The sequence below is a fragment of the Aurantimonas sp. C2-5-R2 genome, from assembly GCF_036549495.1.
GTDB lineage: Bacteria > Pseudomonadota > Alphaproteobacteria > Rhizobiales > Rhizobiaceae > Aurantimonas > Aurantimonas coralicida_A.
On the sequence record NZ_JAZHLJ010000016.1, the window covers coordinates 1 to 23,009 of the forward strand.

General features: G+C 63.4%; 22 protein-coding genes. 14 read left to right on the forward strand and 8 right to left on the reverse strand.

Features of this window, described 5'->3' with window-relative positions; translation table 11 throughout:
- The 3 genes from VQ044_RS09690 to VQ044_RS09700 form a co-directional block, all read right to left on the reverse strand.
- Nucleotides 1–681: ATP-binding protein (locus VQ044_RS09690; protein ID WP_331827666.1), on the reverse strand; the 681-nt coding region annotated here is incomplete at its 3' end.
- Nucleotides 682–1,676: 995 nt separating this feature from the next.
- Nucleotides 1,677–3,488, reverse strand: a complete 1,812-nt coding sequence (locus VQ044_RS09695) for a chloride channel protein (RefSeq protein ID WP_327647024.1) — start codon at nt 3,486–3,488, stop codon at nt 1,677–1,679.
- Between the two features lie 57 nt (nt 3,489–3,545).
- Nucleotides 3,546–3,731 carry a hypothetical protein gene (locus VQ044_RS09700; RefSeq protein WP_327647026.1) on the reverse strand — a complete coding sequence of 62 codons (186 nt, stop codon included), beginning with the start codon at nt 3,729–3,731 and terminating at the stop codon, nt 3,546–3,548.
- On the opposite strand from VQ044_RS09700, the gene VQ044_RS09705 reads away from it, so the two are divergent.
- Nucleotides 3,730–4,794: a serine/threonine protein kinase gene (locus VQ044_RS09705; RefSeq protein ID WP_327647028.1), complete on the forward strand. Its 1,065-nt coding sequence runs from the start codon at nt 3,730–3,732 to the stop codon at nt 4,792–4,794. The two genes, VQ044_RS09700 and VQ044_RS09705, sit on opposite strands and share 2 nt — an antisense overlap.
- A 68-nt stretch (nt 4,795–4,862) precedes the next feature.
- Here the strand turns inward: VQ044_RS09705 and VQ044_RS09710 are convergent, their stop codons facing one another.
- Complete coding sequence (locus VQ044_RS09710; protein ID WP_327647029.1) at nt 4,863–5,897, reverse strand: NAD-dependent epimerase; 1,035 nt, start codon at nt 5,895–5,897, stop codon at nt 4,863–4,865.
- Nucleotides 5,897–7,183 carry a nucleotide sugar dehydrogenase gene (locus tag VQ044_RS09715; protein WP_327647030.1) on the reverse strand — a complete coding sequence of 429 codons (1,287 nt, stop codon included), beginning with the start codon at nt 7,181–7,183 and terminating at the stop codon, nt 5,897–5,899. The genes VQ044_RS09710 and VQ044_RS09715 overlap by 1 nt, the downstream gene beginning before the upstream one ends.
- 623 nt (nt 7,184–7,806) lie before the next feature.
- On the opposite strand from VQ044_RS09715, the gene VQ044_RS09720 reads away from it, so the two are divergent.
- Together VQ044_RS09720 and VQ044_RS09725 are read left to right on the forward strand one after the other, a co-directional pair.
- Nucleotides 7,807–8,295: a tetratricopeptide repeat protein gene (locus VQ044_RS09720; RefSeq protein WP_327650915.1), complete on the forward strand. Its 489-nt coding sequence runs from the start codon at nt 7,807–7,809 to the stop codon at nt 8,293–8,295.
- 9 nt (nt 8,296–8,304) lie between these two features.
- Nucleotides 8,305–8,964: a hypothetical protein gene (locus VQ044_RS09725; protein ID WP_327647032.1), complete on the forward strand. Its 660-nt coding sequence runs from the start codon at nt 8,305–8,307 to the stop codon at nt 8,962–8,964.
- Nucleotides 8,965–9,251: 287 nt separating this feature from the next.
- Here VQ044_RS09725 and VQ044_RS09730 read toward each other — a convergent pair whose 3' ends face one another.
- On the reverse strand, nt 9,252–9,641 hold the full coding sequence (locus VQ044_RS09730) for a hypothetical protein (protein ID WP_327647034.1): 390 nt from the start codon (nt 9,639–9,641) through the stop codon (nt 9,252–9,254).
- A gap of 127 nt (nt 9,642–9,768) precedes the next feature.
- Between VQ044_RS09730 and VQ044_RS09735 the strand changes: the two genes are divergently transcribed.
- From VQ044_RS09735 to VQ044_RS09785, 11 genes are all read left to right on the forward strand, one after another.
- A complete protein-coding gene (locus tag VQ044_RS09735; RefSeq protein WP_327647035.1) occupies nt 9,769–10,584 on the forward strand; it encodes a helix-turn-helix domain-containing protein in 816 nt (271 codons plus the stop codon).
- Nucleotides 10,585–10,777: 193 nt separating this feature from the next.
- Nucleotides 10,778–12,295: a type II and III secretion system protein family protein gene (locus tag VQ044_RS09740; protein ID WP_327647037.1), complete on the forward strand. Its 1,518-nt coding sequence runs from the start codon at nt 10,778–10,780 to the stop codon at nt 12,293–12,295.
- Nucleotides 12,276–12,566: a hypothetical protein gene (locus tag VQ044_RS09745; RefSeq protein WP_327647039.1), complete on the forward strand. Its 291-nt coding sequence runs from the start codon at nt 12,276–12,278 to the stop codon at nt 12,564–12,566. The genes VQ044_RS09740 and VQ044_RS09745 overlap by 20 nt, the downstream gene beginning before the upstream one ends.
- Nucleotides 12,567–12,762: 196 nt before the next feature.
- Entirely contained in the window at nt 12,763–13,569 is an 807-nt protein-coding gene (cpaB, locus tag VQ044_RS09750; protein WP_327647041.1) for a Flp pilus assembly protein CpaB, read from the forward strand.
- Between the two features lie 17 nt (nt 13,570–13,586).
- Nucleotides 13,587–14,867, forward strand: a complete 1,281-nt coding sequence (locus VQ044_RS09755) for an AAA family ATPase (RefSeq protein WP_327650913.1) — start codon at nt 13,587–13,589, stop codon at nt 14,865–14,867.
- A gap of 90 nt (nt 14,868–14,957) precedes the next feature.
- Nucleotides 14,958–15,392, forward strand: a complete 435-nt coding sequence (locus VQ044_RS09760; protein ID WP_327624172.1) for a TadE/TadG family type IV pilus assembly protein — start codon at nt 14,958–14,960, stop codon at nt 15,390–15,392.
- On the forward strand, nt 15,389–15,781 hold the full coding sequence (locus VQ044_RS09765) for a TadE/TadG family type IV pilus assembly protein (RefSeq protein WP_327624173.1): 393 nt from the start codon (nt 15,389–15,391) through the stop codon (nt 15,779–15,781). The genes VQ044_RS09760 and VQ044_RS09765 overlap by 4 nt, the downstream gene beginning before the upstream one ends.
- Nucleotides 15,782–16,036: 255 nt before the next feature.
- Nucleotides 16,037–17,458 carry a CpaF family protein gene (locus VQ044_RS09770; protein ID WP_327624174.1) on the forward strand — a complete coding sequence of 474 codons (1,422 nt, stop codon included), beginning with the start codon at nt 16,037–16,039 and terminating at the stop codon, nt 17,456–17,458.
- Between the two features lie 2 nt (nt 17,459–17,460).
- Nucleotides 17,461–18,468, forward strand: coding sequence for a type II secretion system F family protein (locus VQ044_RS09775; RefSeq protein WP_327647043.1), 1,008 nt, complete (start codon nt 17,461–17,463; stop codon nt 18,466–18,468).
- 8 nt (nt 18,469–18,476) lie between these two features.
- On the forward strand, nt 18,477–19,448 hold the full coding sequence (locus VQ044_RS09780; protein ID WP_442872897.1) for a type II secretion system F family protein: 972 nt from the start codon (nt 18,477–18,479) through the stop codon (nt 19,446–19,448).
- A 2-nt stretch (nt 19,449–19,450) separates the two neighbouring features.
- Nucleotides 19,451–20,836 (forward strand): pilus assembly protein TadG-related protein, encoded by a 1,386-nt coding sequence (locus VQ044_RS09785; protein WP_327647047.1) that lies wholly within the window; start codon nt 19,451–19,453, stop codon nt 20,834–20,836.
- Nucleotides 20,837–20,866: 30 nt separating this feature from the next.
- On the opposite strand, the gene bhcD is transcribed toward VQ044_RS09785, so the two are convergent.
- Together bhcD and bhcC are read right to left on the reverse strand one after the other, a co-directional pair.
- The gene (gene bhcD / locus VQ044_RS09790) at nt 20,867–21,832 is read right to left on the reverse strand and encodes an iminosuccinate reductase BhcD (protein WP_327624178.1); all 966 of its coding nucleotides are present in this window, start codon (nt 21,830–21,832) and stop codon (nt 20,867–20,869) included.
- Between the two features lie 9 nt (nt 21,833–21,841).
- Complete coding sequence (bhcC, locus tag VQ044_RS09795; protein WP_327624179.1) at nt 21,842–23,005, reverse strand: 3-hydroxy-D-aspartate aldolase BhcC; 1,164 nt, start codon at nt 23,003–23,005, stop codon at nt 21,842–21,844.
- Between the last annotated feature and the right edge of the window lie 4 nt (nt 23,006–23,009).

The following is a 23,009-nucleotide window of genomic DNA, read 5'->3' on the forward strand; positions in this document are numbered from 1 at the left end:
AATGACATGATACCCGATTTCCGCGGGTTTGGGCGTCCCGGGTGAACCATGGAGGCTGGTCTTGGCAGGGTTTCGAAACGGCCTCTTAGCCTGATCTTTTTCAAGCTCCTTCGCACGGTTTACCGCTCCGACCCGCTGCAGTCGGATGACCCTCAGCGCGTCTGGCGCTGCGCTGAGCAAGCCCAGAAGGAGGTCCGGACTATGAGTTGCTATGAAAAGCTGAGTATTTGGCGCCCGTTCTTTCGCAATGAATTCGCCGATAAGCCGCGCCTGTGGCGGATGTAGAAAGGCCTCCGGCTCGTCGAGCATCAAGATCGACGGATCGTCCATCGCGAGCAGATGGAGGATCATCGTCGCGAAGCTTCGCATTCCGTCGCCCTGTTCGTGAAGAGGCACGGTCTGATCGCGAAGGCGCTTGAGATAGGAGGTCGAAACCCTGTCTTCTCCCTCGGCAGGCCTGGCGGCATCGCCCACAAATAGTGGCACGACGCTACCGCCGCCCCGGAAGACGATCAAATCCTTCCCGAACGCGCGTCGAAAATAGCCACTGATCCGCTGCTCCAGCGCATCGTCGGCTGCAAGCAAATGAATAGGGTGCGACGGATCCTGCTCGAGTGTATTGATCGAGGGGACGGGATCACTTTGCGTTATTCGCGTCTCAGAGTCCGTTTCGAAACTCACTGCGGCGGGTTCAAAGGCCCCTCGGATGGTCGCTCCGCAATGACATGATACCCGATTTCCGCGGGTTTGGGCGTCCCGGGTGAACCATGGAGGCTGGTCTTGGCAGGGTTTCGAAACGGCCTCTCAGTCGACAACCTTCTCAGGAAGATGGCCGTAAATATACTGATATTACTGGACCATTCGCTAATTATGAGCCTTGATAACATTCGATAACCTAGACCAGAATACCAAGTGTCCGCCCCTTCGAAGGTCTCTCGACTACGGTGTTTAACAAATTCTGCGACATCGTCGCCCGTGCCGGACTGCCTGAGTGATACAGTCCGGAATACCTTCCCCTTCTTTTGAGAAAACGCGTCCTCTATCTCTCGGAGCGCCGCGCTCTTAGAGTCCGTTTCGAAACTCACTGCGGCGGGTTCAAAGGCCCCTCGGATGGTCGCTCCGCAATGACATGATACCCGATTTCCGCGGGTTTGGGCGTCCCGGGTGAACCATGGAGGCTGGTCTTGGCAGGGTTTCGAAACGGCCTCTTACCGGCGTTATTCGGTCCAACGAACACAACGATATCGCTCTCGCCAAGCTGTATCTTGGTGCCATCCGAGAATTCCAGTTCGCCAACGTTGACCGACACCGCATCTCGGTCCGAACCCGACATATCCTCCAATCTCCATTCCTTCCTGAGTGCGTAGCCGCTGCATGCAACCACCGTTCTACACCGCCGTGCCCGCTTGCAACATGGCCCGTGCGCTGGCTCACAAACGAACGACCGCTGTCGGCTTCGCATCCAACCGCAGAAACGGCGAAAATGGTCGCCATACCAACGACCGCTTAGAGGCCGTTTCGAAACCCTGCCAAGACCAGCCTCCATGGTTCACCCGGGACGCCCAAACCCGCGGAAATCGGGTATCATGTCATTGCGGAGCGACCATCCGAGGGGCCTTTGAACCCGCCGCAGTGAGTTTCGAAACGGACTCTTAGCCGCAATCCAGCCGCCCCCCTCACCCGTAATGGTTCTGCACCACCGCCTTGGCGATTTCCTCGCGGCTGATGATGCCGGCGATGTCCTCGGGCCGCGGCAGGCCGCGCACGTCGTTGACGACGATCGCGTAGGAGCGGTTCCTGCGGTTCATGCGGGTGACGACGGTGTTCAGGTTGTTCTGCGTCGAGGCGATGATGAACTCGGTCGAGCCGATATCGGCGAGCGTCTGGCTGGCAAAACGGTCGGCGCGATAGGGGATCGTGCCGAACCGCACGAAGCCGGTGATGCGGTTGCCGTCGGTCAGGATCACCCGTGTCGTCTCGACGTCGATGTGCTTGAGCGCGTCGCTCACCGTCATCGACCCCGGCAGTATCTCGAAGCTCGTTTCCATCACCTCGCTGACCGGCTGGACCAGGAACATGTTGGTGGTCCGGTCGGTCGGGATCGGCCGGCCCCGCCGTCTGAGCTTGATGGTGTAGATGTCGGACTGGATCAGCGCGCGGCGCACGCCGATGGCGATGGCGACGGCCAGCACCAGCGGCAGGATGATCTCGTAGTCGCGGGTCATCTCGAAGATCATGACGATCGCGGTCATCGCTGCGCTGGTGGCGCCGCCGACCATGGCGCCCATGCCGATGACGGCGAAGGTCTCGACGCTGAGGCCGGCGTCCGGCGCCACCATCATCCCGAGCGCGCCGACCGCCCCGCCGAGAGTCGCGCCCATGAACAGGCTCGGCGAGAAAATGCCGCCCGAGGCGCCCGATCCGAGGCTGACGCAGGTGGCGACGAGCTTGCCGGCGAACAGCAAAAGCAAGAGCAGCGCGCTGGTGTGGCCGCCATCGATGATGTCCTGGATGGTGGCGTAGCCGACGCTGTAGATGTGGTATTGCCCGCTGCTCAGCAGGAACACATAGCCCATCAGCCCGACGCTGGTCATGCCGATGATGTTCTGGATGTAGGGATTGAGGTTGGACTCCTCGAACACATCCTCGGAGGCGGCCAGCAGCTTTACGAAGAGCCATGCCGCGACGCCCACGACCACGCCGAGCAGCGCCGCCAGAACCAGCTCGGCGCCGTTCACCGCCTCGGTCTGCCCGAAAGCGCCGAGCGGCAGCAGGAACGCCGATTCAATGCCCATGGCCAGACGGAAGACATAGGTCGAGGTCGCCGTCGCCACGACCACCGGCAGGAAGGTGCGGGCCGAGATCTCCGGCAGCAGCACCTCGGAGGCGAACAAGACGCCGCCGAGCGGCGTGTTGAAGGTCGCCGCGATGCCGGCGCCGGCGCCGGCCGACAACAGCGTGATCTTCTGATGCCGGACGAGTCCGAGCGCTCGGGCGAAGGTCGAGCCGAAGGACGAGCCGATCTGGATGATCGGCCCCTCGCGGCCGACCGAGGCACCGGTGCCGATCGAGATCGCCGAGGCCAGCGACTTCACCACGGCGACGACGCCGCGCACGTTACCGCCATTGTGATAGATCGCGTACATCACCTCGGGCACGCCGTGCCCCTTGGCCTCGGGCGCGAAGCTGCGCACCAGCCAGACCACGATCAGCCCGCCGATCACCGGAACCAGGATGATCCCGGCGCCCCACGGGCTGGGAGCGCCATAGGCGTTGGGATCGAAATCGATGCTGATTCGGCCGTAGAAGGCGAAATTGTAGATGAAGGCGATCAGATATTTGAACACGATCGCACCGAGGCCGGCGACGATGCCGACGACCAGCGCCAACAGCAGCATGAGCGGCAGCGCGACCTCGCGCTCCGGCGGCGCCTCCGCCTCCGGTGCGATTGGCGCAACGGAAGGGACGGAGGGACTCTCGACGGACATGGGCTTCGACTGACGGTGACGAGGTTGGTAAGGCGGGCGGCAAGTCTGTCTTGTATTTCATTGTCGCCCCGCGATGGAAAGGGCAGCGGCGCGAAGAATGCCGGTCAATACGAATGGATCGTTAAGTCGGGTCACCCCCGGCTTTCCTTTCGGCGATCCCCGGTCGATAATGGCACCCATATCGAACGTGAGATCCGGCGAGGCGGTCGCCAGTGCGAGACGTTCCGGTTTGACGAGGCCCATGCAGCGATCACACCCCCATCTGCCCTCTCCGTTCGTCGCCGGCACGGTCCTCAAGCGCGACATATTCGGCGAGATCGCCTTCGGCCATCTGGAGAACGCGCCCGACACGGCGGTGACGCGCCGCCGCGTCAGCCGTTCGGCGCGCTGGGCGCGGCCGCTCGCCTGGCATCTGGCCGGTCGTGAAATCCGGGCCCTGGATGCCCTCGACGCGGTGGCGGGAACGCCGAAACTACTCGGCGTCGACGAGAGCGCGCTCTACCGTTCGTGGATCGAGGGCACGCCGCTGCATGTCGCCAAGCCGGTCGGCAACGTGGCTTATTTCCGTGACGCCAAGCGACTTTTGCGGCAGGTCCACCGCGCCGGCATCACCCACAACGACCTCGCCAAGCCGCAGAATTGGCTGATCACCCCCGACGGCAAGGCGGCGCTGATCGACATGCAGCTCGCCACCATCTTCGCCCGCCGCTCCAAGCTGTTCCGCCTCATGGCGCGCGAGGACATCCGCCATCTCCTCAAGCAGAAACGCAGCTTCTGCCCGCAAGCGCTGACCCCGGCGGAAAAAAAGCTGCTGGCCACCAAGAGCCTGCCAGCGCGGCTGTGGATGCAGACCTTCAAGCCGATCTACAACGCCATCACCCGCGGGCTGTTCAACTGGTCCGACGGCGAAGGCACCCATGACCGCATGGATACCGAGGGTAAGGCGATCGGCGCGCGGCTGGCGTCCGACCCGGCGATCCTCGCCCATGCCCTGTCACCCTTTCCCTATCCCAAGCGCCAGGGGGTCGGCATTTACGCCTTTGTCGAAACCGCTCCCGGCAATGACGCGCCCGCTCTGGAAAAGCGGCTGCTCGCCGCCGCCGCGCCGCGCCCGGATGTCGTCCAGGCGGTCGAGCGTCTCCCCCGCGACGCGGGCGGCCGGGTGCGCGAGGACTTGCTGCGGCTGGTCGCGATCAACCAGGTCGACCGCATCGAGGCACTGGCCGGCGACGCCGACGCCCTCGCCGCGACCCGCGCCATCGCCGCCAATCGCCGCAATTTCACTGACCGTCGCCTGAAGGGATAGCGAGGACGATCTCGCCTGATATCCGCGCCGCTTTGCGGCTGAGGCGTGTCCTCGGGGCTCCTATCCTCTCAGCTCCCCGCGCCACCATCATAGTAGCGCCGATACCAGTCCACGAAAGCTTGCACTCCTTCGCGCACCGGCGTCGCCGGCCGGTAGCCGATCGCCCGCTCCAGTTCGCTGACGTCGGCGAAGGTGTCGGGCACGTCGCCCGGCTGCAGCGGCAGCAGTTCACGCTCCGCCTTGCGGCCGAGCGCCTCCTCCAGCGCCTCGACGTAATCGAGAAGTTTCACTGGCGCGTTGTTGCCGATGTTGAACAGGCGGAACGGCGCGTTGCTCGTCGCCGGGTCCGGCCGATCGCTATTCCAGTCCGGATTGGGCTGGGCGATGTTGTCGCTCGCCCGGACCACGCCTTCGGCGATATCTTCAACGAAGGTGAAGTCGCGGGTGTGGTTGCCGCCGTTGAACAGCTTGATCGGCTTGCCCTCAAGGATGTCCCGGATGAACAGGAACAGCGCCATGTCCGGCCGTCCCCAGGGACCGTAGACTGTGAAGAACCGCAGCCCGGTCGTCGGCAACCGAAACAGATGGCTGTAGGAATGCGCCATCAATTCGTTGGCGCGTTTGGTCGCGGCGTAAAATTGCACGGGATGATCGACGCTCTGATGCTCGGAAAACGGCATTGCCGTATCGGCGCCGTAAACGCTGGAGGTGCTCGCATAGGTCAGATGCCGGATCTGATTGTACCGACAAGCCTCCAGGATGTTGGTGAAGGCCACGACGTTGCTCTCGACATAGGCGAGCGGATTTTCCAGCGAATAGCGCACGCCGGCCTGCGCCGCGAGGTGGATTACCCGGTCCGGCCGGTGCTCCGCGAAGCAAGCGTTCACCGCGTCGCGGTCGGCGAGATTGGCCCGCACGAAGACGTAGTCGCCGTTTGATTTGCCGGCCGCCTCTTCAAGAACACGCAGCCGCGCTTCCTTGAGCGCCGGGTCGTAATAGTCGTTGACGACATCGAAGCCGACGACGCTGTCGCCGCGTTCCAAGAGACGCCGAACCACGTGAAAGCCGATGAACCCGGCGTTGCCGGTGACCAGGATCGTCATCAGAGGCGCCCGTCCGTCTCGTGTTCGGCGAAGATGCCCTTGACGTCGTAAAGCACCGCGCCCTCCCTGCCCAAGCGGCGAATGGCGGCCGCTCCCATCTCGGCGAACCGGCGGTGTCCGACGGCGAGAACGATCCCGTCATAGACCGCCTCGTCCGGCGCCGTCGTCAGACAGTCGATGCCGAATTCCTGGCGGCAGTCCGCCGGCGAAACCCACGGGTCCCAGACGTCGATCTGGGCATTGCACTGCCGCAGATCGTTGACGATGTCGATGACCTTCGAATTGCGAAGGTCGGGACAATTCTCCTTGAAGGCGATGCCCATGACGAGGATCCGACTCCCCACGACCGGCAACCCGCGGCGCATCATCGATCGCGCGACCTGGTCCGCCACATAATGCCCCATCCGGTCGTTGATCCGGCGGCCGGCCAGAATGACCTCGGGGTGATAGCCGACCTCCTGCGCCCGGTGCGTCAGATAATAGGGATCGACGCCGATGCAGTGCCCCCCGACGAGGCCCGGCCTGAACGGCAGGAAGTTCCATTTCGTCCGGGCGGCGGCCAGCACGTCCAGCGTGTCGATGCCGAGCCGATCGAAGATGATCGACAGCTCGTTCATCAGCGCGATGTTAAGGTCGCGCTGGGTGTTCTCGATGATCTTGGCAGCCTCGGCGACCTCGATCGAACTCGCCTTGTGCGTGCCGGCGGTGATGATCGAACCGTAGAGCCGGTCGATGGCCTCGGCGGCGTCCGGCGTCGAGCCGCTGGTCACCTTGGTGATCGTCGTCAGCCGGTGCTGCTTGTCGCCCGGGTTTGCTCGCTCAGGGCTGTAGCCAAGAAAGAAACCCTCGTTCAGCGTCAGGCCCGACAATCGCTCCAGGATCGGGACGCAGACATCGCGGGTGCAACCCGGATAGACCGTCGATTCATAGATGACGACGGCCCCTTCCGAGATCGCCTTTCCCACCGTCTCGCTCGCCCGAACGAGCGGGCCCAGATCCGGACGGTTGGCGCGATCGATGGGGGTCGGAACCGTCACGATGAAGACGCCGCAGGCCTTGAGCGCGTCCGGGTTCGTGGTGAAAGTCACCAATTCCGCCGCAGCCAGGCCGGCTGAATCGACTTCCAGCGTGGCATCCCGCCCGCCCTGAAGCTCCGCAATCCGCTCGTGGCGAATGTCGAATCCGACGACCCGGCGCTTTCGGCCGAACTCCACCGCCAATGGAAGGCCGACATAGCCCAGCCCGATGACGGCGATGGTCTGGTCGTCCAGGTCAAGTTTGCGCACGTTACAACCCATTCCAGTGCTCACCGCCGACAAGGATCTGACGGGCAGGCGGATCATGAAGAACCGGGATGGTCTCCATAGACGGCTTCTTGCGGTTTCTGTCGAACCGCGACGATGCCCCGGACAGCGTTATACCAACCTGCGGTGATAGGAACCCATTCGACCGGCCATTCCCCGCACCTTGGCGCCGATGCGTGGCGAGGAGCGGGACGACGCGCGATGCGGCGCATCGGGCGAGGCACGTGACGAAGCCAGGCGCGGCGAGCGCCCGGCCTTCGGTGGGCTGGACGGGCTCGCCGGACGGCGTCGCACCGCTTGCCCGATGCGCCGCATCGACCCGCGCGTCGCTCCTGGCCGGACAAGCCCGTTCAGCGCCATCGAATAGGTCCCTATCGCCGCAGGTTGGTATTAGACGTTCCGCGGCTTGCAGCCAATTCCCTTGCCCGGCGCGCCGTGCCGCAGCATCCAGCCTGCCGCCACCGGTCATCAACGGCGAATTAAGAGAATCCGTGGAAAGGTGTCCATCCGGGGCGCCGAGGTCGACTGTGGACACGGCTCACACGGACGGTGATCGGCGAGAAGGAGCAGCTTTCCGTCTTGATCACTGGAGGGAAAGCATGTCGATGACGAAACATCTGGTGATCATGGCCGTCAGCCTCGCCGCTGCCCTCTCCAGCTGTCGGTCCTCCAATCTGGACGACGCCTTCGGCGCTTCGTCCTTTGGCTATGCCGCCGCCATTGAAGACATTCGTCTGCTGCCCGAGGCCAGAACCCAGTTCAAGGCCCGCAATTACGGCAAATCCTACGCGCTATTCAAGAAATCGGCGGAAGTCTATCCGAACAACCCGGCTGCCTGGCTCGGCCTTGCCGCCTCGGCCGATCAGCTCGGCCAGTTCGACACCGCCGATACGGCCTATGGCGCGCTCGCCAAGCTCATTCCCGGTACGGTCGAGTACTACAACAACATCGGCTACTCGGCGCTGCTGCGCGGCGAATTGCGCTCCGCCGCCCGGCACTTTGCCAAAGCGCAGGCGCTCGCCCCCCGCAGCGTCACCGTCGCCAACAATTTGCGCCTTCTCCGCAACAGCGTCTCTCGAGCCAAAAGGAGCTGAGCGCCCGTGATGAAAGGTCGATCGGTGACTGCCATGCCCGCGTGGGTTCACACAGCCCAGGTTCATGAAAATCAGGCCCCCGCCCCGGTTCCAGCCCCCGTCACGGACCGACAGGAGACGCAAACACCGCCCGAGACGAAACGCTCCTGGTCGGCGATTCTACTTGTCTTGAACGGCGCCTGTCTGTCCGCCACGCTGGCCGTCGCCGTGACGATGATGCTCGCATGGCGCCCCATGCAGGACCTCGACACCCTAGACAACCGCATGGCCAGGCTTGACGGTATCGAACAACGCCTGAGCGGCCGCGTCGACGGCGCCGCCGATCGCGTCGATCGCGCGATCCAGGGCAGGATCGACCGGGTCGACGCCGGATTGGGCGGATTGGCGGATGGGCTGGGACAGCTCCGGGTTTCCGTCGGCCAAAGCGTGGACACACTCGATGACACCAGCGCGAGGCTGGACGAGACCTTTGCCGGCGCCCTTCTGGCCATCACCGAGCTGACCGAAACGGCCAACCCGAGCCAAAACACGGAGCAACGAAGAGCCGTGAAATTCGCCGCGCAAGGTGGGCCCCCATTCGATGAGTCGTTGGGGCCCGCCTCGCCGGAATTCCAGCGACAAGAGCTTCCCGATGGATCCGTGGCCTACCGACGGGTGGATGCCCGCTAGTGATCCAATTTCGACATTTGCATCCCCTTGGAGCACCCTGGCAAGCAAATGTCGAAATCAAAGGACCACTAGCAATTTTATGACTCTAGTGGATTTTTCAAATTTGACATTTGATTTCGAGCCCGCCGCACATGGGTATCAAATGTCAAATTCAATCCACTAGGACTGCTTGGGAGAGTGCGGCGACCACCTGTGTGGCAATAGAGGTCACATCTTTCGGAGAGGCTTGATCGCTCCTCAGACGAGCAATTCGGTGCGATCGCAGACCTTCTGGTTCCGCACTTTCCTCAAGTCGCTACCATCCGGCTTACTGCACCCCTTTCCAGCTTGGCGAGGACGGCCACGACGGCTGCCTGTCCGAGGAGGAAAGCCCATCCTAAAGCATTGGGAGAAATGAGTGTGAAGGGGAGGATGATACTCGCAGCGATCCACGCCAAATTGCCGAGGATGACAGTCCAGACGGCCGCTAGCTGGGGCTGGGGGAATGCGGCGGCTATCGCCATGAAAGCGGCGATTGGGAACAGAATGGCGCCCGCATAGAAAAGCAGCTCCACCGGAATTCGCGTCAATGCTTGCAAGGGACGCGATGATGTCATCAGCAATGTACCCATTAGGCCACAAGCCGCAGCATCGATCATGAGAAGGGACCGGATTGAAAGAGAAGTGATGGCGGTCATGTTTGGTTCTCCTGGTTCTTGAACGGACCATCCGCGAAGGTCCTCGATCCAGTTTCCCGACCGCCGGCGCCAAGTCGATTACGTCAAAGGTAATTGAAAGCCCTGCGCTTTCGGCTAACCTCGCTCAATGACCGAAACCATGATCGCAGTGGGCGACATCTTGCGCGATTGGCGTCAGCGTCGACGTTTGAGCCAGCTTGGACTGGCTGTCGAAGCGGAGGTGTCTCAGCGCCATTTGAGCTTTGTCGAGTCGGGACGGGCGTCGCCCAGCCGGGATATGGTGCTGCGTCTCGCGGAAGGTCTCGCTATGCCGCTCCGCGAACGCAACGCGATCCTGATTTCCGCGGGCTTTGCCCCGCTCTACCGGGAGCGGCCTCTCGATGACGATGCCATGGCAGCCGCTCGACAGGCGGTGGATCAAATCCTGAAAGGCCATGAACCACACCCTGCCTTAGCGGTTGATCGTCACTGGAACATGATCTCCGCCAATGGCGCGATCGCGCCGTTCCTGGAAGGAATAGCGTCGCAGCTTCTGGCGCCACCGGTTAATGTTCTGCGCCTCAGCCTGCATCCCGATGGTCTGGCTTCCCGCATCTTGAATTTCCGCGAATGGCGGGCGCATTTGGTTTCCAGGCTGAAGGAACAGGTGGAGCAGTCCAACGATGCAGGTCTGAAATCGCTGCTCGATGAACTGACGGCCTATCCTGTTCCCAGCGACGCCAAACCATGGCGTCCGAACGATAGAGGCGCGGCACGCGCTCCCATTGCCGTCAGACTTGAGCTTGCTATCAAAGGCGACAGATTTGCCTTTCTTAGCACGACAACTGTCTTCGGCACGGCCACCGATATCACCTTGTCCGAAATCGCAATCGAGACATTCTTTCCAGCGGATGAAAAAACGGCTGCCGCAATGCGGGCAGGTAGTCCCAACGTGCAAGGTTAGCGCATCGAATGGTCCCAGGCGTTTCTCCTGTTGACCCGCCCTTAACCATCTCGTCGCAGACTGCCGCGGCGTGCGGACCGCATCGGGGTCCGACGCCTGTTTGTCGCTTGAACCGCGTAGCGGATCCACGCGCAGATGAGCATACGCCGAACCAACCGGACGACAGCGGAGGCCGGGACGCGAAAGGGGCTCGATGGATATGTTCCATCACTGGAAACCGGCGGTCACACCGCCCCGCGGCGTCCGTGCATCATCGTCGGCAAAGCGACTGCTATGCATCGCGCTGACGACGCTCGCTTGCCTCGCGGTCCTTCCCGCGGCCGCCCAGCAGCGGATGCTCGCCATCGGCAACGGCGGCGTGTCGAATGTGGTCGTGCGGCAAAGCTCGACGGTCACCATCACCACCAACCGGCCCTTCGCCAATCTCGTCGTTGGCGACGTCAAGATCGCCGATGTGGTGCCATTGTCCGATCGTTCCTTTTACATCCAGGGCCGGTCGAACGGGATCACCAATATCTCGATCTACGATGACGGCGACAGGCTGCTCGGCGTCGTCGACACTCGTGTCAGCATGGACTTCGCCAACGTCCATTCCGCGATCCGCGCCGCCGTCCCCAGCGCGAAGGTGAAGGTGACCAATTTCAACGATCGCATTCATCTCAGCGGAACCGTGAAGAGCGCGCCCGACGCGGTGAAGGTGATGGACGTCGCCCAGCAATTCTCGTCCGAGCCGGTCATCAACGCGCTAGCGGTGACCGACGCCCAACAGGTCGCGCTGGAAGTGCGCGTGCTTGAGGCAAGGCGGAGCGCCGGCCGCGATCTCGGCGTTAACTTCCGCGTGTCCGGTGGCACTTCGCTCGGCGTCATCGGCTCCCGCGTCCGGTTGAATGCCGATCCCGACACCGGCCAGCCGAAATCCTATCTCGACGACAATGCCGGGCGCAATTCGCAAGGCACGCCCTTCGGATCGCTAGTCGCTCAGGTTCTCGAGAGCGCCGGCGTTCGCGTCGACATGATCATCAATGCGCTCGAGAAGAAGGGCCTCGCGCGGCGGCTGGCACAGCCCAACTTGACCACCATGAGCGGCGAAAAGGCGAGCTTTCATGCCGGGGGCGAGGTGCCGATCCAGGCGGCCGTCGTCGGCGCCAACGGTTCCTCCTCAACCCAGACCGAATACCGCCCCTACGGTGTCCGTCTCGAATTCCTGCCGACCGTTCTGGATAGCGGCTTGATCAATCTCAGGGTGATGACGGAGGTCAGCGAGATCGATCCAGCCGTCGTCGTCAACGGCAATCCCGGCTTCACGTCGCGCAAGGCGCAGACCGTCATCGAACTGCGCGACGGCCAGAGCTTCGCCATGGCCGGGCTGCTGCAGACGGTGAACGCCAAGACGATCGAGCAACTGCCGTGGATCGGCCAGGTTCCGATCCTCGGCGCCTTGTTCCGTTCGACCAGCTTCCAGAAGCAGGAAACCGATCTGGTGGTGGTCGTAACCCCCCGCCTCGTCCAACCGGCGAGCCCGGGCGAGCAACTTTATTCCCCGCTCGACCAGACCCGCTCTCCCGACGACGTCGAGCTGTTCGCGCTCGGCCTTCTCGAGGTGGATAAGGACATGCTGCGATCGTTCAAGGAAGGCCAAGGCATTTCGGGACCCTACGGCCACATCATCGACATCGAGACGGATAACGGCAATGCGCACGCCCAGCCTTGAGATCGTCGTCCTTGCCGCCGCTGCCCTGCTGACGGGCTGCGCGGACTATGCCAATCAGCGCGATACGATCTCACTCGGCGCGGGCAACGCGATGCAGGCGAACATGGCGGTCCACACGGCGAACGCCTTTCCCCCTCATCGCAACGTCACGGCAATACGGTCAGACGGACAGGTGGCCGAACGGAATGTGCGTGTGTATCGCGGTATCGGGCAGACTGCCGGGCCGGCGCAGCCTGCAGCAACCGCGCCCGCGGCACCCGCGGCGGAATGACGGCTGCCCGGTTCACCCGGCAGCCAAGATAAGATTGAGCCCCCGACGACCACGACAATTCGACCTGTCCCGTTAACGTCCTTTCTTAACGGGTGGTCAAGCTCGCGGCCCTAAGCTCCCTCGGATTATGAGGAAGCAGGCGGGTTCGATAACAACCTTCCCGCACGGTAGGACAATGATTCGAGCTCTCATCTTCGTGGCCGCGCTCAGTTCGGGCGGACTGGCTGCCTGGATCACATTCGCCCAGCCCGACACTCCTGTTCAGGTCGAGCAGGCGCCTGAGATCGCACGGATCGCGATGAGCGAAGTGCTCGTGGCATCCGCCGAGATCGGCCAGGGACGATTGCTGGAAGAGACCAGCATGCGCTGGCAGTCATGGCCCGAAGGTGCCGTGTCCGCCGGTTTCATCACCCGTGCCTCCCAACCCGACGCGATCGAGACGCTCGCCGGCTCGCTCGTCAAAAGCCAGTTCCAGGAAAGCGAACCGATCCGCAGCGACAAGCTGGCCCCGGCCGGCTCCGGCTATATGTCCGCCCTGCTGCCGGCTGGCAAACGCGCGGTCGCGGTCCGGGTCTCGGCGGAAAACACGGCCGGCGGGTTCGTGCTGCCCAATGACCGGGTCGATGTTGTCCACACCTACACGCGACCGAGCATCGGCACCGAGCCGCCGCAGAGCGTCAGCCGCGCGATCTTGAGGAATGTCCGCGTGCTGGCTGTCGACCAAAGCCGCAACGCCGACCCGGCCAACCCGCAACAGGTCGTGGTCGGGCGGACGGCAACCCTCGAGCTGGACATCCAACAGGTAGAATTGATCACCGCCGCCGAGGCCTCCGGGACTCTGTCCCTGGCCTTGCGGTCGGCAGCGGATCTCAACGAACCGAAGCTCGCGGTCAAGCGCCGAGAGCCGACAGTCGGCGTCTATCGTGACGGCAAGATGGAGGTCGTGAAGGTCGCGCCACATACCGCGGGATCGCTGTGGCGAGCTCGCCAGTCGTCGCCTTGACGGACGACGAGGCGCCCATGATGCCTGCTTCCTCCGCTACCGGGGACAAGACACCGCCGAAACAGGCGGCGACGAACGCGTCCGCCACCGGCAGCCTGATCATTCCGCAAATCGCCATCGCGGTCTTCACCGAGACCGAGGAGCTTGCCCGGACCGCCGAGGCGGCCGCGTCGGACCGACGCCTGCAACGGACGCGATTGACGGTCCATGGCGGCGGATTGCCGGCTGCGATCGAGCTTTACGGCAAGGGTCCGACCCCCAATCTCATCATCGTTGAAACGACGGCCGAGAATGCCGCGCTGTTCGCAGGGCTGAACGCGCTGGCCGATGTCTGCCTGACCAGCACCAAAGTCATCGTGATCGGACACCGCAACGACATCACGCTCTACCGGGAAGTGATCGAGCAGGGCATCCACGAATATGTCGTCGCCCCGCTGGACGTAATGTCGCTGATCGCCACGATCGGCCGCCTCTACAAAAGCGCTGGCGCGCAGAAGCTGGGAAAGGTCTGCGCCTTCTTTGGCGCGCGTGGGGGCGTCGGTTCATCGACCGTGGCGCACAATACTGCCTGGTCGCTGGCCTCGTCCTTCGATTCCGACGTTCTTCTGATCGATATGGATCTACCCTTCGGCACCGCCGGCCTGGACTTCAACATCGAGGCGGCACAGGGGGTCATGGACGCGATCAGCGACGCCGACCGGCTTGACGACGTGCTGTTGGAGCGGATCATGACGCAGCGTGGCGAACGGCTCAGCATCCTGACGCCGCCGCTCGCGCTGACGAACGCCTACGATCTGCGGGAGACGGATTTCAACGGCCTCATCGACATCGCGCGATCGAGCGCCAGGCTGACGATCCTCGACCTTCCCCATATGTGGACCGCCTGGGTCAAACGGCTTCTGACCGACGCGGACGACGTCGTCATCACCGCCGCGCCGGACCTCGCCAATATGCGCAACGTCAAGGGCGTCATCGAATTCCTGCGGTCCACCCGGCCGCATGACAGCCCTCCCAAGCTGGTCCTGAACCAGATCGGCATCCCGAAACGCCCGGAGATCAAGGCTCCGGCCTTTGCCACTGCCGTCGCGCTTGAGCCCAGCCTCAGCATCCCCTTCGACCCGGCGCTTTTCGGCAACGCAGCCAATGACGGTCGCATGATCGGGGAAACATCGGCCCGTTCGCCCGTGGCCCGCTCGTTTGACGAACTCGCACACTCCCTGATCAGCGGCAAGGCGGTGTCGCGGCCCGCGAGGAAAGGCATCAATGCTCTTGCCGCGCGCTTGGTCGGGAGGCGTTGAACCGCGATGCGCGCTCTGCCGCCCTTTTCCCGGGACCGACGACGCAGCCGCCCTCGTCTCCGGCGATCGGCGGATCGCTTCCAGGCGCTGATGGCCGGCAGGGACGGCGTCTCGGCGGTCGAATTCGCTCTCTTCGCACCGATCCTGTTCTTCGCTCTCATCGCGACGGCGGATCTCGGCCTGGCGTTGAACGAACGAATGGCGATCGACCACGTCCTGCGCGCGGGCGCCCAGACCGCTATGGCCGATCCGGGTGAGCAGCGTGTCATCGACGTCATGACGGCCACCGCCACGCCGAATTTTCCGCCCCCGACAGACCCCGCGGTCGCCCCCGATCTGGTGATGTCGGTGTCGCGCTATTACGCCTGCCCGGAAGCGCCCGACGTCGCGGTGCCCGCCTCGACCAGTTGCGCCGGATCAGCGCCGACCTACAGCTTCTATCAAATTGGCGGGACAAAGACTTACAGCGGCTGGATCATTCCTGATCTCAACTTCCGGCCGCAGATTCAGGTGCAGGTACGATGAGCCTGCGGAACCGCTTTCGAAACGACGATGTGGGTGCGACGGCCGTCGAATTCGCCATCATATGCTTTCCGTTATTGCTTGTTTCGCTCGGCGTCGTCGAATTCGGGCGGGCCCTGAATGTCCGCAACGACCTCGCCTTCGCGGCGGATTTCGCGGTTCGCTCCGTTCTTAACGACGCGACGGTTCCAAATCCGGATCTGGATTCGACAATCCGCACATCCTTCACCGGCAACCGCCCCGACCTTCTTCAAATTGATTTTGGCACGGCTGCGGAAGCGGGCGTGTCGTTTCGCACGGTCGCGATCACCTATCCCTTTGAGTTCGTGGTTCCGGGGGTGTCGGCAAACGGCATGACGCTGAGCGTGTCCCGTCGCATTCCGCTGAACTGACCGCAGCCCCTTGCGCCGCTGGGTGCATTCCGCCCCGATTTATTCGCTATTGATTACAATTGCGTCGATCGATTTTACGGCGCTGCAATCGTGGTTCGATAGCATCCCCCCAGTCAGGCGATGACCGCTTCGAGATCCTGAGACGGCCGGTTCGCCGCAAGTGCGGCGCAACCGACACACGGCTTCAGGCGTCACAATGGACGTGACCCCATCCTCGGACGTCAGGCCGCCATAGCGTATCGCTGCGGAGGAACCATGTTCGGCAGGAAGACGGAAGAGGAGAGCACTCCAGCCGCGTCCAACGACGACGCTGTGGCTTGCGTCATCCCCACCAGCGAAACCGCCATCACGCCGCCGCGGGTCGTGCGCCCGGAAAAGCAGCCGCGCGGCGAAAAGCACTTTTCCCTGAAGCGAGAGATCTTCGACGCGTTGGTGGACGCGATCGACGTGTCCGTCCTGTCGACCATGAAGACCGACGAAGCGCGCGAGGAGATCGTCCAGGTCGTCAATGACATCATCACGGCGAAGAAGGTTCAGATCAGCATCGCCGAGCAGGAGGCGCTGGTCGGCGAAATCTGCGACGACGTGCTCGGCTACGGACCGCTGGAGCCGCTGCTCGCCCGCGACGACATCGCCGACATCATGGTCAATGGTCGCAACCGCATCTTCATCGAGGTGAACGGCAAGGTGCAGGAGACGGACGTCCGTTTTCAGGACAACCAGCAACTGCTCAATGTCTGCCAACGGATCGTCAGCCAGGTCGGCCGTCGCGTCGACGAGTCGAGCCCGATCTGCGATGCGCGGTTGGCCGACGGCTCCCGCGTCAACGTCATCGCGCCGCCGTTGGCGATCGATGGACCGACGCTGACGATCCGCAAGTTCAAGAAGGACAAGCTGACGCTCGATGATCTGGTCCGGTTTGGCGCCATCTCCCCGGAGGGCGCCACCATCCTGCAGATCATCGGCCGGGTGCGCTGCAACGTCGTCATTTCGGGCGGCACCGGCTCGGGCAAGACGACGCTGCTCAACTGCCTGACCCGCTATATCGACGAAGACGAGCGCATCATCACCTGCGAGGATTCGGCCGAGCTGCAGTTGCAGCAGCCGCATGTCGTCCGGCTGGAAACCCGCCCGCCCAATATCGAGGGCGAGGGCGAGATCACCATGCGGGCCCTGGTCAAGAACTGCCTGCGCATGCGTCCCGAGCGGATCATCGTCGGCGAGGTGCGCGGACCCGAGGTGTTCGATCTCCTGCAGGCGATGAACACCGGCCATGACGGCTCGATGGGCACGATCCACTCCAACTCGCCGCGCGAATGCTTGAAGCGCATGGAATCGATGATCGCAATGGGCGGTTTCTCGCTACCGGCGACCACCGTCCGAGAGATCATCGTCGGCTCCGTCGACGTCATCATCCAGGCCGCGCGGCTGCGCGACGGCTCGCGCCGGATCACCCACATTACCGAAGTGCTCGGCATGGAGGGCGACGTGATCACCACCCAGGATCTGTTCGTCTACGACATGGTCGGCGAGGACGCCGACGGCAAGGTGCTCGGCCGCCATCGTTCGACCGGGGTTGGACGGCCGGGATTCTGGGATCGCGCGCGCTACTACAACGAGGATAAGCGCCTCGCGGCAGCCCTCGACGCCGCCGAGCAAAGCGCGGTGGCCGCCTGACCATGTTGTATGACGGCCTCTCCCCGACCAATTTGATCTACGCTCTCGCGGCGCTCTGCAGCGGTGGCCTACTGCTTTCCTTCGTCTATCCCCTCGGCGCCAAGCGTCGCGCCTACGACAGCCGCTTCACCGCGATCGCCACCAGCGGTCCGGCGTTGGCCGGGCCCAACCGCAACTCCGAGAACGCCCGCCGCAAACGATCTGTCGAGGAGACCCTGCGCGAGATCGAGGAAAAGCAGAAAAGCCAGGCGAAGCGAAACAAATCGAAGCCCCAACTGGTCGTGCGCTTGCGGCAGGCCGAGCTCAGCTGGTCGAAGCGAACCTATTACGTAGTGTGCGTTGCCGCTGCCAGCCTGACCTTCCTTCTCGTTGTCGCGGTGGGAGGCGAGCCGCTTGCGGCTGGCGGGTTCGCGATCGCCGGCGGCCTTTTTCTGCCGCACCTCTTCGTCAATTTTCGCCGCAACCGCCGCTTCAAACGTTTCACGGCGGAATTCACGTCAGCCGTCGACGTCATCGTACGCGGCATCAAATCCGGCCTGCCGCTGAGCGATTGCATGAAGATCATCGCGACGGAAGCGCAGGACCCGGTGCGCAGCGAATTCAAGACGGTCGTCGAGGATCAGACCCTGGGCGTCCCCATGGACGAGGCCGTGCAGCGCCTTGCCGAACGGGTGCCGCTCTCGGAGGCCAACTTCTTCGCCATCGTGATCGGCATCCAGGCCCGCAGCGGCGGAAGTCTGGCGGAAGCCCTCGGCAATCTTTCCAAGGTGCTGCGCGAGCGCAAGAAGATGCAGGCGAAGATCAAGGCGATGAGTTCCGAAGCCAAGGCCTCGGGGGGAATTATCGGTTCCCTGCCGGTCATCGTCGCCGGCCTCGTCTACGTCACCACCCCCGACTACATCTCGCTGCTGTTCACGGAGACCCTCGGCAATATCGTCCTGGCCGGCAGCGCCGTGTGGATGATGTTCGGCATCCTGGTGATGCGCAAAATGATCAATTTCGATTTCTGAGGATGATGATGGACTTCTCATTCATCCCGACCGACCCGAAACCAGTCATCGCCCTTCTGTCGGCGTTCTCGAGCTTTTCCGCCATCCTGTTGGTAAGCTGGCCGTATCTCGCCCGCGATACCCTCGGCGAGCGGATGCGGCAGGTGGGCGACGAAAGAGAGCGCATTCGCCTGCGCGAACGTTCCCATCTTTCCGATCGCAAGGATCCGCTGCTGCTGCGGGCGCCGCCCAAGAAATTTTATCAGGCCATCGTGAATCACTTCAATCTGTCCGAACAGGTCGGGGACGGCGAGATCGCCCGGATGTTCGCGCGGGCCGGCTATCGCGGCCGAGGACCGGTGGTCGGTTTCCTGGCCGCGCGCATCCTCGCTCCAGTCGCCATGTTCGTCGCCGCCCTCGGTTACATGGTGATGTTCCTCAGTGAAGCGACACCACTGCTTCCCAAGATCGCCATCGGTCTGGGGGCCGGCTATTTCGGCTATTACCTTCCGATCATTCTTTTGAAAAACCGAACGACCAAGCGGCAGACGTCGATCCGCCGGGCCTGGCCCGAGGCGCTCGACCTGATGCTGATCTGTGTGGAATCCGGCATGAGCGTCGAGGGCGCATTCCGCAAGGTGTCCGAGGAGATCGGTGTCCAATCCATCGAGCTCGCGGAGGAGATGAACCTGACGACGGCGGAGCTTTCCTATCTTCAGGATCGCCGCAAGGCGTTCGAGAATCTCAGTCTGCGTACAGGCCTCGACGGGGTAAAAGCCGTCGTGACCAGCCTTATCCAGGCCGAGCGCTACGGCACGCCCGTCGGTCAGGCCCTGCGCGTGCTGGCCCAGGAAAACCGCGACATGCGCATGAGCGAGGCGGAAAAGCGAGCCGCCGCGCTGCCACCGAAGCTGACCGTTCCGATGATCCTGTTTTTCCTTCCCGTCCTTTTCGCCATCATCATCACACCGGCGATTATTCGGGTCATGCAGGCGCAATGACCATGCCAAAAGCTCTGAGCACCCCCAAGACCAATCAGCGCCGCGCCGCGGCGACCCCGCCGGCACGCGTCGCGCGCTTGAGAACCGGCCGCGTCCGACGGCTTGCGGGCGAAGCATTGCAACGGTTTGTCGGCGATCGGATCGGCAGCACGTCGGTGATCGCGGCCATCATGTTTCCGGTCGTCATCGGCGGCATCGGTCTCGGCGTCGAGACGGGTTATTGGTACATGACCCAGCGCGAATTGCAGCACGCGGCCGATGTGGCGGTCCATGCCGCGGCCGTCCGCAAGCGTTCCGGAGACACCGCCGACGGGATGCGTACGGCCGCGCTGTATATCGCCAATCAAACCGGCTTTTCGGGTTCGTCCGGCAATTTCATCGTCAATTCGCCGGTCGCGACCGGGCCGAATGCCGGCGATCCGGATACAGTCGAGGTCCTGCTTTCACAGATCGAGCCTCGACTGTTTTCGGCCATGTTCAGCAACGAGCCCGTCGACATCGGCGCCCGGGCGGTCGCCAAAATCAACGAAACGGCAAGAGCCTGTATCCTGGCCTTGTCACCATCCGCGCCGGGAGCGGTAACCGTATCGGGCTCGACATCGCTCAGCCTGACCGGCTGCGACGTCGCTTCCAATTCCAACGCGTCGGACTCGTTCCTGATGAAGGGCGCGGCGACCTTGTCGACCGGGTGCATCTATTCGGTAGGCGCGACCGTGACCACCGCGGCTCTCGATCTGACCGATTGCGACCAGCCGAAGGAATATGCTGCGGCCGTGGCCGACCCCTATGCGTCGGTGGCCGAACCAGTCGTCCAGGGGACTTGCCAAAGCAAGAATGTCGGAAAGCCCAATGCGTCGACGACGCTGACGCCGGTCGAAAACCATCCCAGCGGCGTCGCCGCAATGCGCTTCTGCAACGGCCTCAGCATCAAGGGAGACGTCGTCTTTCAGCCGGGTCTCTACATCATAGAGGGTGGCGACTTCACGGTGAACGGCGGCAGTGTCGATCCCGCTACCGCGGGTCTCGTCGGCTTAGGCGTCACCTTCTACCTGACGAACGGCGCCGGGCTGAAGTTGGGAGGCAACACCCGGATGAACCTGTCGGCGCCGATGAGCGGACCGTTCTCGGGCATCCTGTTCTTTGGCGGACGCGACCAAACGGGCATCACCCACACCGTCGCCGGTACATCCGACTCCATCCTGCAAGGCGCCGTCTATATGCCGGCGGGGGATCTCAAATACCGCGGCAATTCCAGTACCGGTGACGGTTGCACCCAGATCGTCGGTTACACCGTCGATCTCAGCGGCAACTCGACCTTCGAATCGCATTGCGAGGAGGTTGGCGGTAGCGACATCGTCTCCAGCGCGCTCATCCGCATCATCGAATAGGCTCGCACGCAACGCCAGGGGCGCCTGACCTCAGAGCGCCACTTCGGTGGCGTCGCCGGATCGCCGCGAGAGCACGACGGCGGCGGACGCCACCGCCAAATCCTGCAGGCCGACCCCGGTGCCGTCGAACAGGGTAATCTCGTCGTCGGACGTGCGCCCCGGATGAGTGCCGTTGATCACCGCTCCGAGCGGGGTGATCGCCTCCTCCTTGACCAGTCCCGCGGCGACGGCGTGCTGGAACTCGCCGATCGTCACTGATTGGGCGATCTCGTCGGTGAACAGCGTGGCCGCTGCGACCAGCGCCGGATCGACCTCCTGCTTGCCCTTGGTGTCGGTGCCCATGCAGGCAATATGGGTGCCCGGCTTGACCCAGTCGCGCATCATCAACGGCTCATGCGCGGAGGTGATGCTGACGATGACGTCGGCCTCGGCGCCGAGCCGTTCGCGCTCCACCGCCTCGAAGGGCAGGCCGATCTCCTCGGCCACCCCGGCCAGTGCCGGCAGCATCTCGGGGTGGAAGTTCCACGCGACCACCTTCTCGAACGACCGCTGCTCGGCCGCGGCGCGCAGCTGGAACGCGGCCTGATGGCCGGCTCCCACCATGCCCAACACCTTGGCGTCGGGGCGCGCGAGATGGGCGATCGAAACCGCGCTCGCCGCCGCCGTTCGGACCGCCGTCAGATAGTTGCCGCCGACCAGCGCCTTGAGTTGACCGGTATCGGCGTCGAACAGGAAGACGGTCGACTGGTGATTGGTCAGCCCCTTGGCCGCGTTGCCCGGCCAGTAGCCGCCGGATTTCAGGCCGAGCACGAGGCCTGAGCGATCAAAGCCGGACTTGAAGCCGTAAAGCGCGTCGGCGTGGCCGATCGCCTCGCGGATGACCGGGAAATTATACGCGTCGCCCTTGGCCATCGCGGCGAACACCGCCTCGACCGCCTTGAAGGCGTCGGCGCGACCGACCAGTTTCTTGCAGCTTTCCTCGGAAACGATGAACATGCGTCGTCCTCAGTACGCCAGGCCGCGGGCGGTGACCGGCCACAGGCTTTCGACCTTGCCGTTCCGCACGCCGACATACCAGTCGTGGACATTGCAGGTCGGGTCACAATGGCCGGGCACCAGGCGCAGCTTCTCGTTCACCTTCAGGACGCCGTTCGGGTCCTCGATGACGCCGTGCTCGTCCGAGCATTTGACGTATTTGACGTCGTCGCGCCCGTAGATGAACGGCAGGCCGCTGTCGACCGACTGCGCCTTTAGCCCGGCGTCGCAGATTGCCTTGTCCGCCTTGGCGTGGCTCATCACCGAGGTGAGGAGGAAGAGGGCGTTCTCCCACTCGCCGTGGTCGATCCGCTTGCCGTCCTTGTCGAGGATGCGGCCGTAATCGGCATCCATGAAGGCGTAGGAGCCGCACTGCAATTCGTTGTAGACGCCCGAATTGCCTTCGAAATAGTAGCTGCCGGTGCCGCCACCGCCGACGATGTCGCAGGCGAGCCCCTCGACCCTCAGCGCGTCGACGGCGTCCTTCACCATGGCGACGGCGATGTCGATCTTGGCCTTTCGGTCCTCGTATTTGTCCATGTGCTGCATCGCGCCCTGATAGGCTTGGATGCCGGAAAATTTGAGGCCCGGCGCGGCGTCGATCGCCTTGGCGATCTCCACGACCGCGGGCGTCGTCGTCACGCCACAGCGCCCGGCGCCGCAGTCGATCTCGACGAGGCACTCGATCGTCGTGCCATGCTTTTGCGCCGCCGCCGACAGGTCGGCGACGTTGGCGACGTCATCGACGCAGCAGATCGTGCGCGCGCCGAGCTTCGGGATGCGCGCGAGGCGGTCGATCTTGGCCGGGTCGCGAACCTGGTTCGACACCAGCACGTCCTTGATGCCACCGCGGGCGAAGGCCTCGGCCTCGCTCACCTTCTGGCAGCAGACGCCGCAGGAGCCGCCGAGGCTCTCTTGCAGCTTCTGCACGTCAACCGACTTGTGCATCTTGCCATGCGAGCGATGCCGCACGCCCATGTCCTTGGCGAACTTGCCCATCTTCTCGACGTTGCGCTCGAGCGCGTCGAGGTCGAGGATCAGGCAAGGCGTCTGGATCTCATCTTCGCGCATGCCAACGGCCGCGGGAATGTTGTAGCCAACCTCAAAGTCGTCGATCTTGATCGGTGCGTTCATGGCT

Coding starts and splice junctions, on each gene's coding strand:
- VQ044_RS09695 (WP_327647024.1), bottom strand. CDS start 3,488: ATGTCCGTCGAGAGTCCCTCCGTCCCTTCCGTTGCGCCAATCGCACCG.
- VQ044_RS09705 (WP_327647028.1), top strand. CDS start 3,730: ATGCAGCGATCACACCCCCATCTGCCCTCTCCGTTCGTCGCCGGCACG.
- VQ044_RS09700 (WP_327647026.1), bottom strand. CDS start 3,731: ATGGGCCTCGTCAAACCGGAACGTCTCGCACTGGCGACCGCCTCGCCG.
- VQ044_RS09710 (WP_327647029.1), bottom strand. CDS start 5,897: ATGACGATCCTGGTCACCGGCAACGCCGGGTTCATCGGCTTTCACGTG.
- VQ044_RS09720 (WP_327650915.1), top strand. CDS start 7,807: ATGACGAAACATCTGGTGATCATGGCCGTCAGCCTCGCCGCTGCCCTC.
- VQ044_RS09725 (WP_327647032.1), top strand. CDS start 8,305: ATGAAAGGTCGATCGGTGACTGCCATGCCCGCGTGGGTTCACACAGCC.
- VQ044_RS09730 (WP_327647034.1), bottom strand. CDS start 9,641: ATGACCGCCATCACTTCTCTTTCAATCCGGTCCCTTCTCATGATCGAT.
- VQ044_RS09735 (WP_327647035.1), top strand. CDS start 9,769: ATGACCGAAACCATGATCGCAGTGGGCGACATCTTGCGCGATTGGCGT.
- VQ044_RS09740 (WP_327647037.1), top strand. CDS start 10,778: ATGGATATGTTCCATCACTGGAAACCGGCGGTCACACCGCCCCGCGGC.
- VQ044_RS09745 (WP_327647039.1), top strand. CDS start 12,276: ATGCGCACGCCCAGCCTTGAGATCGTCGTCCTTGCCGCCGCTGCCCTG.
- VQ044_RS09755 (WP_327650913.1), top strand. CDS start 13,587: ATGATGCCTGCTTCCTCCGCTACCGGGGACAAGACACCGCCGAAACAG.
- VQ044_RS09760 (WP_327624172.1), top strand. CDS start 14,958: ATGGCCGGCAGGGACGGCGTCTCGGCGGTCGAATTCGCTCTCTTCGCA.
- VQ044_RS09765 (WP_327624173.1), top strand. CDS start 15,389: ATGAGCCTGCGGAACCGCTTTCGAAACGACGATGTGGGTGCGACGGCC.
- VQ044_RS09770 (WP_327624174.1), top strand. CDS start 16,037: ATGTTCGGCAGGAAGACGGAAGAGGAGAGCACTCCAGCCGCGTCCAAC.
- VQ044_RS09775 (WP_327647043.1), top strand. CDS start 17,461: ATGTTGTATGACGGCCTCTCCCCGACCAATTTGATCTACGCTCTCGCG.
- VQ044_RS09780 (WP_442872897.1), top strand. CDS start 18,477: ATGGACTTCTCATTCATCCCGACCGACCCGAAACCAGTCATCGCCCTT.
- VQ044_RS09785 (WP_327647047.1), top strand. CDS start 19,451: ATGCCAAAAGCTCTGAGCACCCCCAAGACCAATCAGCGCCGCGCCGCG.
- bhcD (WP_327624178.1), bottom strand. CDS start 21,832: ATGTTCATCGTTTCCGAGGAAAGCTGCAAGAAACTGGTCGGTCGCGCC.
- bhcC (WP_327624179.1), bottom strand. CDS start 23,005: ATGAACGCACCGATCAAGATCGACGACTTTGAGGTTGGCTACAACATT.